Source organism: Micromonospora sp. bgisy143, assembly GCF_057708145.1.
Window position 1 is genome coordinate 21957 of the sequence record NZ_JBYIRN010000042.1, and the last position, 14803, is coordinate 36759.

Here is a 14803-nt window from a genome sequence, read left to right on the forward strand (position 1 = left end):
ACTTCCGGAGAGTTTCCGGACTATCTCCGGCGGCGGGGAGTCCGCCGCGGCGGCCCGCGACCGCCGGCGCGCCCGCCACCACCGGGTGAACCCGGGGTGAAGGTTGCGCCACGCCGACCCGAGAGTGGGCAAAACTTGATCCGTTCCAAAAAAGTGAGCTAGTGTGCAGCGCGTGATGTCCGACCTCGAAGCGCAGCTGAGAGGGGTCTCGTTACGAGTGACGCGACCCCGGCTGGCCGTGCTCGCGGTGCTGCGGGATCACCCCCACGTCGACACCGACACGGTGATCGCGCTGGTCCGGGCGGACCACCCCACCATCTCGCACCAGGCGGTGTACGACGTGCTGCGCGCGCTCACCGACGCGGGTCTGGTGCGGCGCATCCAGCCGGCCCGCGCGACCGCCCGCTACGAGTCGCGGGTGGGGGACAACCATCACCACGTCGTGTGCCGCTCCTGCGGCGCCATCGCCGACGTCGAGTGCGCCGTCGGCCACGCACCCTGTCTCACCGCCTCGGACGACCACGGCTTCGTGGTCGACGAGGCGGAGGTCGTCTACTGGGGCACCTGCCCCGGTTGCGCGTCCGACCGCACCTCCCAGCGATCCGCCAGTTCGGAAGGAAGTACATGAGCGACACCCAGGACAACCGCCCCGCCAGCGCGCAGGGCGTGGACCAGAAGGCCGCGGCGGGCTGCCCGGTCGCGCACGACTCGGTGACCGCCCAGGGCAGCGAGAGCGAGAACCCGGCGATCGACTCGCCGACCCCGAAGACCGGTGGTCGTCCGCGTACCAACCGGGACTGGTGGCCCAACCAGCTCGACCTCTCGGTGCTGCACGCCCACTCGCCCAAGGGCAACCCGCTCGGGCCGGACTTCAGCTACGCCAAGGAGTTCGCCAAGCTCGACGTCGAGGCCCTCAAGCGGGACATCACCGAGGTCCTCACCACCTCGCAGGACTGGTGGCCGGCCGACTTCGGCCACTACGGCGGCCTGATGATCCGGATGAGCTGGCACGCCGCCGGCACCTACCGCATCGAGGACGGCCGTGGCGGCGCCGGTGACGGTGGTCAGCGGTTCGCCCCGCTCAACAGCTGGCCGGACAACGCCAACCTGGACAAGGCCCGCCGCCTGCTGTGGCCGGTCAAGCAGAAGTACGGCCAGAAGATCTCCTGGGCCGACCTGCTCGTGCTCGCCGGCAACGTCGCCCTGGAGTCGATGGGCTTCAAGACCTTCGGCTTCGGCTTCGGCCGCGAGGACGTCTGGGAGCCCGAGGAGATCTTCTGGGGTCCGGAGGACACCTGGCTGGGCGACGAGCGGTACGCCTCCGAGAAGGAGATGACGCCCGGCGTCGGCTCGACCGAGATGGGCCTCATCTACGTCAACCCGGAGGGCCCGCGCGGTAACGCCGACCCGGCCGCGGCGGCGCACTTCATCCGGGAGACCTTCGGCCGGATGGCGATGAACGACGAGGAGACCGTCGCCCTCATCGCCGGTGGACACACCTTCGGCAAGACCCACGGCGCCGGTGTCGCGGACAACCACGTGGGCCCCGAGCCCGAGGGCGCCCCGATCGAGGCGCAGGGCCTGGGCTGGCTGAGCACCCACGGCAGCGGCAAGGGCGCCGACACGATCACCAGCGGTCTCGAGGTGACGTGGACCGACGTGCCGACCCAGTGGAGCAACCGCTTCTTCGAGATCCTGTTCGGCTACGAGTGGGAGCTGACCACCAGCCCGGGTGGCGCGAAGCAGTGGGTCGCCAAGGACGCCGAGGCGATCATCCCGGACCCGTTCGACCCGTCCAAGAAGTACAAGCCGACGATGCTCACGACCGACCTGTCGCTGCGCGTCGACCCGGCGTACGAGAAGATCTCGCGGCGCTTCCTGGAGAACCCCGACGAGTTCGCGCTGGCGTTCGCCAAGGCCTGGTACAAGCTGCTGCACCGCGACATGGGTCCGATCGAGCGCTTCCTCGGGCCGTGGGTCGCCGAGCCGCAGCTCTGGCAGGACCCGGTGCCGGCCGTCGACCACGAGCTGGTGGGTGACGCCGACGTCGCCGCCCTCAAGGCGAAGGTCCTCGACTCGGGCCTCACGGTCGAGCAGCTCGTCTCCACCGCCTGGGCCTCCGCCGCGAGCTTCCGCAACACGGACAAGCGCGGCGGGGCCAACGGCGCGCGCATCCGCTTGGAGCCGCAGCGCAGCTGGGAGGTCAACCAGCCCGAGCAGCTCGCGACGGTGCTGAGCACGCTGGAGGGCATCCAGCAGGAGTTCAACGCCGCCGGTGGGGCGAAGATCTCCCTCGCGGACCTGATCGTGCTGGCCGGCTCGGCCGCCGTCGAGAAGGCGGCCCGCGACGGGGGCGTCGAGGTGACCGTGCCGTTCCGGCCGGGCCGCACCGACGCCAGCCAGGAGCAGACCGACGTCGACTCCTTCCGGGTCCTCGAGCCGCGCGCGGACGGTTTCCGCAACTACCTGCGCGCCGGCGAGAAGACCCAGCCGGAGGTGCTGCTCATCGACCGGGCGTACATGCTGAACCTGAGCGCGCCGGAGATGACCGTCCTCGTCGGCGGCCTGCGTGCCCTCGGCAACAACGTCGGGGGTGCGTCGCACGGCGTGCTCACCGACCGGCCGGGCGTGCTGACCGGTGACTTCTTCGCCAACCTGCTCTCCCCGGGCACCCGGTGGAAGGCGTCGGAGACCGACGAGCACGTGTACGAGATCCGGGACCTGGCCACGGACGAGGTGAAGTGGACCGCCACCGCGGTCGACCTCATCTTCGGCTCCAACTCCCAGCTGCGCGCCCTCGCCGAGGTCTACGCCAGCCAGGACGCGCGCGAGAAGTTCGTGCACGACTTCGTGGCCGCCTGGACGAAGGTCATGGAGCTCGACCGGTTCGACATCGCCTGATCCCGCGTCACCGACGAGCCCCGGCCGAATCGGCCGGGGCTCGTCCGCGTTTCCCGACGCAGCGGGCCCCGACCGTCGGACCCGTTTGCGATGCTGTGCCCGTCCAAGAGCCCACAGCATGTGATGTGAAGGAGCACCGCGATGGCGAAGGTCATCTCCACGCTGTTCATCTCGGCCGACGGCGTGGCCGAGATCGACCCGGACTGGCACTTCCCGTACTTCGACGAGAACATGGGCCGCGCGGTCACGGAGGACTACGACACCTCCGACGTGCTGCTCATCGGCCGGGTGACCTACGACAGCTTCGCCGGGGCCTGGCCGGACCGGGAGGCCGCCGGTGGCGAGGACGCCGGGTTCGCCAAGCAACTCGGTGACACGCGCAAGGTCGTCGTCTCCCGTCAGCCGCTGGACTTCTCTTGGCGCAACTCGGAACTCGTCGCCGGTGACCTCGCCGAGGCCGTCGCCGCGCTCAAGGCCGATCCCGGGATCAAGGGCATCCTCATCCCCGGGTCCATCTCGGTCGTCCAGCAGCTCCTCGCGGCCGGTCTGGTCGACGAGTTGCGTCTGCTGGTGCACCCGGTGGCGGCCCGCAAGGGGCGCCGGCTCTTCGACGACGGCGACACGCCGTACCACCTGCGGGTCACCGCGACCGAGGTGTTCCCGACGGGCGTGCTCCGCGTGATCTACGCGCCGACGACGGCGCCCGGCGCGGTCGGGTACGACGAGATCGTCGACCAGGTACCCGCCGGCAACTGAGTCGTGCCGGCCCCGCCGCCCTGGGCGACGGGGCCGGCTCGGTCTCCGGTGGACCGGACCGCCGTGCTCAGGCGATCGTGCAGGTCGCGCCGTTGAGGGTGAACGAACTCGGCCGCGCGGTATTGCCGGTGTGCGTGGCCTGGAAGCCGACGGTCACCGACCCGTTCGGCGGAATGCTGGCGTTGTACGAGGCGTTGCGGGCCGTCACCTGACCGGACGTGGGGGAGTAGGTCGCGTTCCAGCCCGAGGTGATGCTCTGGCCACCGGGCAGGGTGAAGACGAGCGACCAGCCGTTGACGGCGCTGGTTCCGGTGTTGGTGATGGTGAGGTTCTCGGTCAGCCCGTTGTTCCAGGCGTTGATCGCGACGCCCACCCGGCACGCGCCCGAACTCGGCGGCGGCGTGGTCGGGTTCGGCGGCGGCGTGGTCGGGTTGGGCGGCGGGGTCGTCGGGTTCGGCGGCGGCGTGGTCGGGTTGGGCGGCGGGGTCGTCGGGTTCGGCGGCGGCGTGGTCGGGTTCGGCGGGGCGGTCAGGCCGAAGAAGGCGACGGCGGCGGCGGCCATGCCGCCGGCCGGCAGGCTGTGGCCCGCGCCCTGGATGCTGTACGCCTCGACCTGGACGGTTCCGTTGGCGTCGGCGTACCGGCGGCGGTTCCAGTTGGCCTGCGGCGTGTCGGTGGAGGTCGGTGTCTGGCTGAGCCCGAACACGTTGGTCCACTGCTCGATCGTCTCCTGCAACAGCGAGAACGGGACGAGCGTGTCGCTGGTGCCGTGCCACAACTGCACCCGCGGGCGGGGGCCGGAGTAGCCCGGGTACGCCCCGCGCACGGCGTCACCCCACTGCTGCGGGGTCCGGTTCATGTTCCCGCCGGTGCACTGGCTGCTCCCGGGCGGATAGTCCGCCGCGTTGGCGAAGCAGTTGTAGGGGACGCCCATGAACGCCGCGCCGGCCTTGAAGACGTCGGGGTACAGGGCCAGCATGTGGTTGGTCATCATGCCGCCGGACGAGCTGCCGGTGGCGTACACCCGGTCGGGGTCGCCGCCGTACTGCTGCTGCGCGTAGCGGATCATCGAAATGATCGACACCGGGTCGCTGCCGCCGCCACGGCGCTTGGCGGCGTCCGACCAGGTGTCGAAGCAGTTGCCGAAGCCGGCCTGCTGGGTCGCCGTCGGGTAGATCACGATGAACCCGTACCGGTCGGCCTGGGCGGCGAACTCGCTCCCGGAGTAGAAGCCGGGGCCCGACCCGCCGCAGCCGTGCATGGCCACCACGATCGCCGGCTTGGCCGGGCGGGCGTCCGGCACGTAGACGTGCATGCGCATGCGGCCCGGGTTGTCGCCGAACGCGGTCACCTCGGCGAGCGAGGCGGCGTACGCGGGTTGCAGCGCGGGGGCCACCAGGCCGGCCGCCACCAGTGACGTGACCAGGCCGAGCAGCAGTTTCCTTCGGATCTTCACGGGGATGACTCCTTCGATCACCTGTGCGGGGTGGGTGTGGGGTCGCGCGCTGTGCGGTCACGGGTGCGCCCGACTCCCGTGGTGATCGCGCCTCGCCCACTACGTGTGCTCGCCCTGTGCCCGGCTGCGTACGGCGTCGCGTAGCAGATAGTGTTCCTCGCGGTCGCTGAAGTGTCAATCGACGTCTCTCGATCAGGAGGTGTTGGTGCCGACACCGCCGTCCGGGCGGTCCGTCTACAGTCGGTGCACCGTCCCTGAGCCGAGCCGGGAGCGCCTGTGGCAAACCCCTTCACGATCGAGGAGATCTATCCCGACGACGGGGACGAGCCGCCGCGACTGCCCCGACGGCAGACCGGCAGCTCCCCGCAGGATCTCGCGGTGACCCTGCTGGCCGACTACACGCTGCGGACCCGGGCGCGGGTCCCGTCCGCGGCCCTCGTCGCCCTGCTCGCCGAATCCGGTGTGAGCACCGCGGGTGCGCGCGCCGCGATCAGCCGGCTGGCCCGGCGCGGCGTGCTGGAGGGCAGTCGGGAGGGTCGGCGCAGCTCCTACCGGCTCAGCCGCGCCGCCGCCGCGTACCTGTCCAGCGGCGGCAGTTGGATCCTGGCCGCCACCACCGAGGTGCCCGCGTGGGACGGCTGCTGGACCATCGTCGCCTTCTCCCTGCCCCAGGACCGTGGCGCGCAGCGGCGGGCCCTGCGGGGTCAGCTCCGCTGGCTCGGGTACGCGCCCCTGTACGACGGCTTGTGGGTCTCGCCGTACGAGCTGAGCCCGCAGGGCAGAGCCCAGCTCGCCCGGTTCACCCCCGGCGCTGTCACGGTGTTCCGGGGCCGACAGGCCGACCTCGACGCCATCGCCCAGCGCACGCCGATCGACGCCTGGGACATCGAGGCGATCGGCCGGCACTACGAGGAGTTCCTGCGCCGGTGGACGCCGCTGGTGCCGCAGACGCGGTCCACGGGTGTCGACGGCGCGACGGCCGTACGGACGCGTACCGAGGTCATGGACACCTTCCGCCGTTTTCCCACCCTCGACCCGCGGCTGCCCCTGGACCTCCTGCCGGCCGGCTGGCTGCGGCGGCCGGCGCGGGAACTCTTCGAGACCATCTACGACGGCCTCGCCGCACCCGCCGAGCGGCACGTCCGCGCGGTCGTCGCCCGGTTCGCCGAGGAGGCGCAGTCCGGCATCCGGGCGCACACCACCGCCGACATCCTGGCCGGGCTGCGCGACCTGGAGCCGGCCGACATGGCCCCGGACTGCGCCTCCTGAGCGCGCCGTCGCCGGGTCCCCGCCCCGCCGCCGATCTGTGTACCTTGTGGAGGAACGCACGACGACGGGGAGGTCGGATGACGTCGTACGGCGGGCACCCCGCGGCCACCGACCGGATCGACACGTCGGTCGCGCACCCGGCGCGCAGGTACAACTACCTGCTCGGCGGCAAGGACAACTTCGCTGCCGACCGGGCCTCCGGCGACGCCCTCGCGGCGGCGATGCCCACCATCCGGCTCGCCGCGATCGAGAACCGGATGTTCCTGCAACGGACGGTGCGCTTCCTGGCCCGGCGCGGTGTCCGGCAGTTCCTGGACATCGGCACCGGCATCCCGACCGCCGACAACACCCACGAGGTGGCGCAGGCCATCGACCCGTCGGCCCGGGTCGTCTACGTCGACAACGATCCGATCGTGCTCGCCCACGCCCGCGCGCTGTTGTCCAGCACGCCCGAGGGGCGGACGGCGTACCTCGACGCCGACCTGCGGGCACCGGGCGAGATCCTCGCCCATCCCGAGCTGCGCGCGACGTTGGACCTGACCGAGCCGGTCGCGCTGATGCTGGTGGCCATCCTGCACTTCATCCGCGACGACGAGGACCCCAAGGGCATCCTCGACCGGCTCGTCGCCGCGCTGCCGTCCGGCAGCTACCTGGTGGCCTCGCACGTGACCTGGGAACACCTGCCGCCGGCCGTCACCGCCGAGTTGGCCGCCAACAACCGCGACGGCCGCTTCCAGGCACGCAGCACCGAGCAGTTCGCGGCCCTGTTGGACGGGCTGGACCTCGTCGAGCCGGGCATCGTCTCGGTGGCGCGCTGGCACGCCGACGACGCGCCGCAGCCGCGTCCGTCCGTGCGGGACGTGTCGTTCAACGGCGCGGTCGCCCGCGTCCGCTGACGCACCGCCTCACCGACGAGCGGACCCGCTCAGCGGGTCTTCTTCGTCGGTCGCTTGCGGGGCGGGGTCAGCAGGTCGGCGATCGCCGCGATCGCCGAGGGCACGATGCGGTAGTAGGCCCAGACCCCACGCTTCTCCCGCTCGATCAGGCCGGCCTCGGTGAGGATCCGCAGGTGATGGCTCACGGTCGGCTGCGAGAGGTTGAGCGGCGCGGTGAGGTCGGTGACCGAGGCCTCGCCGTCCGGGGCGGCCTGGATCAGACTGAGCAGACGCAGGCGGGCCGGGTCGGCGAACGCCTTCAGCACCCCGGCGAGCCGTTCGGCGTCGGCGCGCTTGATCGGCTCACCGGCGAGTGGCGAGATGGCAGGCATGGCAGTATCGGCAGTTCCCACGACAGTCATCGTTCCACCAACTTGGCGAATCGAGCGGCTGAACCGGACAAATCGCCGGACCGATGATGTGCTTCGCACGACACCGACGCGTCGGCCACCGCCGATGCGCTCTCCGGCGCGGTCACCGCAGAGCGCATCGGCGCGGGCGTACGGGCTGCGTCGCGGCGGTGTGCCGACTCAGGCCGCCGCGAACTGCTCGCGGTGGTCGTGCGCGAACTCGGCGAAGGTTCGTGCCGGTCGGCCGGTCACCCGGGCGACGTCGTCGTTGGTGAAGTCGCCCCAGCCGTCGCCGTAGGCGACCCGGTACTCGGCGAGGACCTCCGCCGACCACTCGTCCAGCCCGGCGGCGAGGAGCCCGTCCCGGGTCTGCTCGGGGCTCTGCGGGACGTACCGCACCGGGCGGCCGATCGTCCGGCCGATGTCCTGGGCCGCCTGGTCCAGGGTGATGCTCTCCGGACCGGTGGGCGTGTAGATCATGCCCTGGTGCGGCTGTGGCGCGGCGAGGATCGCGGCCCCGATGGCGGCGATGTCCCGCGCGTCGACCAGGCCGACCCGCGCCGCGCCGAAGAGCCCGTACAGCTGCTCGCCGGCCAGCGACCCGAGCAGGTTCTGCATGAAGTGACTCGGGCGCAGGATCGTCCAGGGGATGCCGGACGCCTGCACCTCCGCGTCGGAGAGCGCGTGCAGCCGGCCGTTGCGGGTGGGTGCGTCGTGCGCGGCGCCGATCGCGGAGAGTCGGACGATGTGCTGCACGCCGGCCTGCCGGGCGGCCCAGACCGCGTTCATGCTCTGGCTGGGCGCGATCGGGCCCATCGGGGTGAGCAGCCACAGGGTGCGTACGCCCTCGAACGCCGGCGTCAGCGTCGACGGACGGTCCAGGTCGCCGACGACGTACTCGACGCCGTCCAGCGCGGGTGCTCGGGACGGGTCCCGGACGAGCGCCCGCACCTGCTCGTTGCCGGCGAGTTCGCGCAGCACCTCCCGCGAGACCGTGCCGGTCGCTCCGGTGATCAGAATGGTCATGGTCGTCCTCCGGATTCAGGGGGGCCCGCTCGGGCCCGCTGATGACCGGCACGACGTTATAGTCCAAAACTTGTACCGTCCAATGATTGGACCAAGATATGAAGCGCAGCACACGTAAGGAGCAGGACCCCGATCTCGGCATCCTGGCCGTGCAGCTCTCCGGGCGTGTCCAGCGGGAGATTTTCACGCGGTCCGCCCACGAGGGCTTCGACGACGTGCGACCCCGCCACGGCGCGGTCCTGGCCTACCTCGACCCGGAGGGGACGCGCCCCGGCGAGCTGGCGCGACTGGCCGGGCGGAACAAGCAGACGATGGGCGCGATCCTCGACGAGCTGGAGCGGCTGGGCTACGTCCGGCGTACCCCGGACCCGGCCGACCGCCGGGCGAAGCTGATCGTGCCGACCGAGCGGGGACTGCGGCTCATGACGGCGTCCGACGGCTTCGTGGCGGCGATCGAGCGGCAGCTCTCCGACGCGCTCGGCCCCGACCGGTACGAGGAGTTCCGGACCGCGCTGCGCGACAGCCTGGCGCACCTGCCGCCGAGCGGCCACGACACCGAGGGCTGAGCGCCCCCGGATGCCGAGGCCGGACGGGTCAGCTCCCGGCCGGCGCCGGGGAGACGGGCGTCAGGTCGGCACGCCGACGCCGGGACACCACGCCCACGATGACGTCGACGGCTCCGAAGGCGAGCAGGCTGAGGCCGAACAGAGGCAGTGCCCAACCCACCGCCACGGTCACCGCCGCGCCGAGCAGCACCGCCCACAGTGGCAGCCGCCGTACGCCGCCACGGGCCGGCGGTGCCCCCACCAGCGCGCGGCGGTCGACCCGGGTCGGCCGGCGCTGCCACCACATCCGGTAGCCCCAGAGGATCACGCAGAGCAGCCCGAGGGCGAGCGCGGCGAGCAGGATCTGGTTGACCGGGCCGAAGAGCACACCCATGTGGGCCTGGGTGCCGAGGCCGCTCAGTTTCGCCAGCAGGGGCCAGTCGGCGAAGTCGCTGCGCGCGGTGATCGTCGCGCCGGCGGGGTCGACGGCGACCCGGTCCTTCGCCACCGGCCAGGTGTTGTCGATCTGCGTGACGGTCCACGCGGTGCCCGGCTCCTGCGCCGGGGTCATCTCGACCGGGCCGGAGAGGCCGGCCGTACGGGCGGCCGCCAGGACCCGGTCGAAGGCCGCCGGGTCGACCACCCCACCCGCCGGGGCGTCGCCGTGGTGGTGACCGCCACCGGTCTCGGCGGGGACGGCGGTGAGGCTGGTGGAGATCTCCGGGGAGCGCGCGTCGAGGGCGTCCAGGCCGGCCCCGAAATTGCCGCCCGCGTAGCGCGACCAGGTCAGTCCGGTCACCGAGAGGAACAGCAGGCCGACGACCAGCCAGACACCGGTGGTGGCGTGCCACCCCCGGGTACGGCGCACACCCCGGCCGGTGGACAGGTTCGGCACGAACAGGTGCCGCGCGGCGGACCGGGAGGCGGCGCGTCGTCGCCACCACAGGACCAGCCCGCCGAGGGCGAGCACCCAGAGCCAACTCGCCGCCAGCTCCGAGTAGTGCCGGCCCACCGCGCCCAGGTGCAGGTTGCGGTGCAGGTCGTCCAGCCAGGTGGTGGCCGGCGTGGAGCCGAACCAGGTGGTCAGCTGACCCCGGACCTCGGCGGTGTACGGGTCGACGTAGACGGTGCGCACCTTCTCGCCGAGCTCGGGCAGGGCGAACGCCACCCGGGTGGTCCGGTCGCCGTCCCCGGGTTGGACGGTGGCGATGGTTCCGGTGGGATGCGCGGCGCGGGCGGCGGCGATCTGGTCGGCGAGGGGGAGTGGACGGTCACCGCGCGCGCCCACGGTCAACCGGTCGCCGTAGAGCGCGCCGTCGAGTTGCGGCGCGACCGTGTAGGCGAGCCCGGTCAACGCGGCGACCACGAGGAACGGCGCGACGAGGACGCCGGCGTAGAAGTGCAGCCGGAGCAGCAGCGCGCCGAACGGCGAGGTACGCCGGGTCGGCGGGGTCGGCGGTTCCGCCGGGGCGGGTTCCGGCGTCGGTGCGCCGGACAGCTCGGTCAGAGACATGTTTTTCCGATCGGGATTGTCGGGAGGCGCCCGAGGGCGCTCCCGGTGCTGGCGGTTCGCCCGGCGTGGTCTGTCGCGTGTGGCCCGGTGAGGTAGTCGTGACACGGGCCGGTGTGGTTCCCGCCACTTCCCGGATCGGATCGGGACGCGGCGACGTACGCCGCCGGTCAGGGCAGGTCGATGGTGTACTCGGCGGTCTGCACCGTGCCGTCGACCTGGAAGTCGAAGAAGGCCCGGTACCGGCCGGCACTGGGGACGGTCAGCCAGAAGGCCACCGCGCCGTCGACGAGGTCCCGTTCCGGGTGCACGTGCACGTAGCCGAGGTCACCCTCGCGGACGACCACCAGGTGCCCGTACGCGCCCAGGTAGCGCTGCGGCTGCACCGGCCCGGTGGCGCCCGTGCGGCTGATCTGGAAGCGGACCGGTGCCGTCACGCCGGCCGTGGGTGTGCCGGTCATCGACACCGTGAACTTCCCGGCCGTCGCCTGCGCCTGCGCCGGTGGCAACGCGACCGGCGCGTATCCGCCCGGCACGTGGTGGTCGACGCCCAGCACGAGAGGCACCTGCCGGCCGTCGGGGGCGTCGACGGAGAAGTCGGCGAAGACGCGGTAACCGCCGGGCCGGGCTAGGGTCAGCGGGACGCTCCAGGTGCCGTCGGCCGCCATGCTCGGGTGCAGGTGCTGGTAGCCGCCCAGGTCACGACCGACCACGATCAGGTGCAGGGGCTTGTCGTGCACGACGGCGAACCGCGTCACCGGCTGCCGGTCGGTCCCGATGATCCGGAACCGGTAGTCGGCGCGTAAGCCGCTCGGCTGGGACCGCTCCAGGGGCTGCAACGTGTACCCGCCGACGCTGACCGTCGTCCCGGCGGCCAGGGTCTCGCCCGCGCCGGCGTCCCCCGGGTGCGAGTGCGGTCCGGTTCCGGGGGCGTGGTCGTGGCCGACCCCCGCCGAGAGGGCGGAACTGGACGACGCGCCGCCGGGACCCGCCGGCCGCCGCGCGTCACCGGCCGGGGACGCGTCGTCCGCACCGATGCGGGCGAGGCCGAAGCCGGCCAGCAGCGCCACCACCAACCCGCCGACGAGCAGCGCCAGGCGGGCGTTGGTGAGCCGCTCCCCTCGTACCGACGAGGTGTCGTCGGGCTCGGGCCGCGACGGTTCGGCGGACGATCCACGCACCGGGACCGGTACGGCCGACGAGGACCCGACCGCGACCCGGCTGCGCGCGGCGGGCACCGCGCCGCCGCGCGGTCGGCCGCCGGCCCTGCCCTTGCGGCCGCCGCCGGACCGGGGCGCGGCCCCGCGCCGCCCGGCGGGCGTCTTCGACCCACGGGCCCGGCCCGAGGCGCTGCCGGCGGCCGGGGAGCGACGACGCCAGGTGACGTAACCGGCGATGGCCGCCAGGACGGCGACCGCGCCGCCGATCCAGAGCAGGGCGCCGGAACCGCCCTCGTCGTCCGAGGACGCCGCCGCCGGTGCGGAAGGCGCAACCGGCGACCCGGTGGGCGCGGCCGACGTGGCGGGCGGCTCGCCCGAGGACGAGTGCTGCTCGATGGCCGCCAACAGCGCGGGGTCCGGCTGCTGGGTCGGTGGCTGCCAACCCGTCGGAGCGGCCGTCGCGCGGCCGGAGTAGCGGAAGGTCATGGTGCCGCGCACCGCGTCGCCGTCCGAGGCCACCGACAGGTAGCTCACCGAATACTGTCCCGCCGCCGGTAGGTGCGCGACCGAGACCACCGCCGGAAAGCCCGTCGTGTACTCGCGGGGCTGGAACTGCCCGTCGACGAGGAAGTACTCCCGCACCGGTTTGGTCAGCGGCTTCGGCTCCCCGTAGGTCCAACCGTTGTCGACGCGTACGCCGTTCGGCGCGGTGATCGTGAAGTACGCGTTGGCGCTGACCTTCTCGGTGAAGTACAGCGCCACCGTCGGCACCGCATCCTTGACCGTCGCGCCGTCGGCCGGTGTCGACATCGCGAGCGTCCCGTGCGCCGCGGCGGGGTGCGCGGACGCGAGCAGGGTGACCGCCGTGGCGAGGGCGAGCGCGAGCAGGCCCGAGACCAGCCGGCCGAAGCTCTGGGGGAGACGACGCATCTGAATATCGTCGCCACGGCGAGGCTTTTTTCAAGAGGAGCCGATCTTTTTTCGGGAAAGAAAAAGGGGGTGGCGGCGTCGCGTTGGGCCGGCGAGCCCGGTCGGCCCCGTCCCGTGTGGCCGTGCTGCCACGCGGGACGGGGTCGAGGTGTCAGCCGGCGGTACAGGAGCGGATCTGTGGCCGGGCGTTGCTGTTGCCGTTGAACATCGTGGTGAAGCCGAAGGTGTTGCCGCTGCCGTTGGACCGTACGGTCATCACGGTGCCGCTGCTGTCCCAGGTGGCGGTGGCGTTCCACACGGTGGAGACCCGCTGCGGCGAGGTGAGGGCCACGACCACGGTCCAGGTGTTGCTGCCGCTGACCGTCACCGAGGTGTTGTACCGGTCGCCCCACACGTTGGTGGTCGACGCGGTGGCGGTGCAGGAGCCGCCGCTGGGCGGAGGGGTCGTCGCGCCGGGGGGCGGCGTGGTGCTGCTCGGCGGCGGGGTGGCGCCGTCGGGAGCGACCGCCCGGCCGGTGGACGGCGAGATCATGCCCGGGCAGAGGTTGCGGCTGGTCAGGTTGGCCATGATCTGCCCGATGGCGTCCCGGGTGTTCTGGATGCCGTCGTGCATGAGGATGACCTGGCCGGCCTGGAGGCGGCTGGCGTTCGACACGATCTGGCTGACGCTGGCGCCGTTCCAGTCCTGGGAGTCGACGTCCCAGATCACCTGCCGCATCCCGAGCGAGGAGGCGACCGACTGGAGGGTGGAGTTGGTCTCCCCGTACGGGGGCCGGAACAACTGGGGTCGAACGCCGGTCGCCGACTGGATGGCCGAGCTCGTCTGGGACAGGTCGGACTGCATCTGGGACTGGCTCATCGACGTCATGTGGGCGTGGTTCCAGCTGTGGTTACCGACCCACATGCCGGCGGCCACCTGTGCCTGCGCCGCCGACCGGTTGTTCTGCACGTTCTGCCCGACGTTGAACATGGTGGCCCGTACGCCGTTGGCGCGCAGCACGTTCAGCAGGGCGCTGGTGCTGCCGGTCGGGCCGTCGTCGAAGGTGAGGCCGACATAGCCGTTGCAGGTGGCGGCGCTGGACGGGGTGGCGGTGGCCGCGATGACGATGCCGCAGGCCGCGGCGGCGGTGACGAGGATGGACAGCGCGGCCCGTAGTGGCCTGGACCGTACGAGCGTGCCAGCGGAGACGGTGCTCATCTGTGCCCCTTCTACCGGCCCGGGTCCGTCCCGGTGTGGCAGGACAGCACGGTCCGGACGTTGTGGTGGTGGGTGCGGAGATCGACGGCGATCTCGCGGACATCGGACCGCATCGATCGCAGTGGATCGGAGTATTGCAGCGCAAATTCGGGACCGTCAATAACTTCCGGAAGTCCTCCGGGAGCCCGGCGCGGGCGTCGCCGATCGGCCATCCGGCGCGGAGCAGTGGCGATCCATCTGCGCCGAGGTGTCGACCGCCGACCCGACGGGCGTCAGCAGTCAAGCGGAGGTCGACGTGATCCGGAAATTCATCGGAACTATCGGCGTCAATCTGATCGTGCGACGACAATCTGCGCTCCCGGTTGTGAGCCTGCTTGCCAGGCCGGTGCCACGGCCAGCGAAGACGACTATTGGCGGTCAGTCGATATGCCGTCCGACCTTTCGCAAAGTTTCCGAGAAACGTTGACACCGCGCTCGCGTCGTACCAATACTTTCGCCACCGACGGACCTCGATGAGCGTCGATCAGGGTCGTCCACGGCGACCCGAACGCCGGCCGCCGATGGCGGGGCGGGCCGGCCGACGCCGTCGCGTCGCACGACGTCGGTGCGCGCAGGAATCCACCCGCCGGGAGGCCCGCCCGGCCGGGTGGCGACTGCGCTGCGGGGCCGCCCGGAGCGGCGGACCGGGCGGTCCGGCTCGGCGCCGACAGGCGCTGGTGGCGCGGCGGTTGCTGGGCCGCCGCGCCCCGCCGCCCCCGTCCCCATCC

The 14803-nt window shown here is 72.2% G+C and carries 12 protein-coding genes; 6 read left to right on the forward strand and 6 right to left on the reverse strand.

All coding sequences use genetic code 11. The annotated features are described in order from the left end of the window. Positions 1-175 precede the first annotated feature (175 nt). The 3 genes from AC3EN4_RS30180 (at position 176) to AC3EN4_RS30190 (ending at position 3657) form a co-directional block, all read left to right on the forward strand. On the forward strand, positions 176-628 hold the full coding sequence (locus AC3EN4_RS30180; RefSeq protein WP_422735378.1) for a Fur family transcriptional regulator: 453 nt from the start codon (positions 176-178) through the stop codon (positions 626-628). Continuing rightward, entirely contained in the window at positions 625-2901 is a 2277-nt protein-coding gene (katG, locus tag AC3EN4_RS30185) for a catalase/peroxidase HPI (protein WP_435209773.1), read from the forward strand. The genes AC3EN4_RS30180 and katG overlap by 4 nt, the downstream gene beginning before the upstream one ends. A 141-nt stretch (positions 2902-3042) precedes the next feature. After that, positions 3043-3657, forward strand: a complete 615-nt coding sequence (locus AC3EN4_RS30190; RefSeq protein ID WP_422735376.1) for a dihydrofolate reductase family protein — start codon at positions 3043-3045, stop codon at positions 3655-3657. A 67-nt stretch (positions 3658-3724) separates the two neighbouring features. On the opposite strand, the gene AC3EN4_RS30195 is transcribed toward AC3EN4_RS30190, so the two are convergent. Beyond that, the gene (locus AC3EN4_RS30195) at positions 3725-5113 is read right to left on the reverse strand and encodes an extracellular catalytic domain type 1 short-chain-length polyhydroxyalkanoate depolymerase (RefSeq protein WP_435209775.1); all 1389 of its coding nucleotides are present in this window, start codon (positions 5111-5113) and stop codon (positions 3725-3727) included. A 276-nt stretch (positions 5114-5389) separates the two neighbouring features. Here AC3EN4_RS30195 and AC3EN4_RS30200 point away from each other — a divergent pair, with 276 nt between their 5' ends. Then, the gene (locus AC3EN4_RS30200) at positions 5390-6382 is read left to right on the forward strand and encodes a PaaX family transcriptional regulator (protein WP_435209776.1); all 993 of its coding nucleotides are present in this window, start codon (positions 5390-5392) and stop codon (positions 6380-6382) included. A gap of 77 nt (positions 6383-6459) precedes the next feature. Beyond that, positions 6460-7278, forward strand: a complete 819-nt coding sequence (locus AC3EN4_RS30205; RefSeq protein WP_435209778.1) for an SAM-dependent methyltransferase — start codon at positions 6460-6462, stop codon at positions 7276-7278. Between the two features lie 29 nt (positions 7279-7307). Here AC3EN4_RS30205 and AC3EN4_RS30210 read toward each other — a convergent pair whose 3' ends face one another. Further along, on the reverse strand, positions 7308-7679 hold the full coding sequence (locus AC3EN4_RS30210) for an ArsR/SmtB family transcription factor (RefSeq protein ID WP_422735372.1): 372 nt from the start codon (positions 7677-7679) through the stop codon (positions 7308-7310). A 168-nt stretch (positions 7680-7847) separates the two neighbouring features. Further along, complete coding sequence (locus AC3EN4_RS30215; protein WP_435209781.1) at positions 7848-8693, reverse strand: SDR family oxidoreductase; 846 nt, start codon at positions 8691-8693, stop codon at positions 7848-7850. Positions 8694-8791: 98 nt separating this feature from the next. Here AC3EN4_RS30215 and AC3EN4_RS30220 point away from each other — a divergent pair, with 98 nt between their 5' ends. After that, positions 8792-9259, forward strand: a complete 468-nt coding sequence (locus tag AC3EN4_RS30220) for a MarR family winged helix-turn-helix transcriptional regulator (protein ID WP_435209782.1) — start codon at positions 8792-8794, stop codon at positions 9257-9259. Positions 9260-9287: 28 nt separating this feature from the next. Here the strand turns inward: AC3EN4_RS30220 and AC3EN4_RS30225 are convergent, their stop codons facing one another. The 3 genes from AC3EN4_RS30225 to AC3EN4_RS30235 form a co-directional block, all read right to left on the reverse strand. Continuing rightward, entirely contained in the window at positions 9288-10751 is a 1464-nt protein-coding gene (locus AC3EN4_RS30225; protein WP_435209784.1) for a PepSY-associated TM helix domain-containing protein, read from the reverse strand. Between the two features lie 167 nt (positions 10752-10918). Continuing rightward, positions 10919-12838, reverse strand: coding sequence for a copper resistance CopC family protein (locus AC3EN4_RS30230; protein WP_435209786.1), 1920 nt, complete (start codon positions 12836-12838; stop codon positions 10919-10921). Positions 12839-12989: 151 nt separating this feature from the next. Continuing rightward, on the reverse strand, positions 12990-14036 hold the full coding sequence (locus tag AC3EN4_RS30235; RefSeq protein WP_435209788.1) for a polysaccharide deacetylase family protein: 1047 nt from the start codon (positions 14034-14036) through the stop codon (positions 12990-12992). Positions 14037-14803 lie beyond the last annotated feature (767 nt).

Bases quoted from the DNA above. Each gene is read 5' to 3' on its own strand.
- AC3EN4_RS30180 (WP_422735378.1), top strand. From the start codon at position 176: ATGTCCGACCTCGAAGCGCAGCTGAGAGGGGTCTCGTTACGAGTGACG.
- katG (WP_435209773.1), top strand. From the start codon at position 625: ATGAGCGACACCCAGGACAACCGCCCCGCCAGCGCGCAGGGCGTGGAC.
- AC3EN4_RS30190 (WP_422735376.1), top strand. From the start codon at position 3,043: ATGGCGAAGGTCATCTCCACGCTGTTCATCTCGGCCGACGGCGTGGCC.
- AC3EN4_RS30205 (WP_435209778.1), top strand. From the start codon at position 6,460: ATGACGTCGTACGGCGGGCACCCCGCGGCCACCGACCGGATCGACACG.
- AC3EN4_RS30210 (WP_422735372.1), bottom strand. From the start codon at position 7,679: ATGACTGTCGTGGGAACTGCCGATACTGCCATGCCTGCCATCTCGCCA.
- AC3EN4_RS30215 (WP_435209781.1), bottom strand. From the start codon at position 8,693: ATGACCATTCTGATCACCGGAGCGACCGGCACGGTCTCGCGGGAGGTG.
- AC3EN4_RS30220 (WP_435209782.1), top strand. From the start codon at position 8,792: ATGAAGCGCAGCACACGTAAGGAGCAGGACCCCGATCTCGGCATCCTG.
- AC3EN4_RS30225 (WP_435209784.1), bottom strand. From the start codon at position 10,751: ATGTCTCTGACCGAGCTGTCCGGCGCACCGACGCCGGAACCCGCCCCG.
- AC3EN4_RS30230 (WP_435209786.1), bottom strand. From the start codon at position 12,838: ATGCGTCGTCTCCCCCAGAGCTTCGGCCGGCTGGTCTCGGGCCTGCTC.
- AC3EN4_RS30235 (WP_435209788.1), bottom strand. From the start codon at position 14,036: ATGAGCACCGTCTCCGCTGGCACGCTCGTACGGTCCAGGCCACTACGG.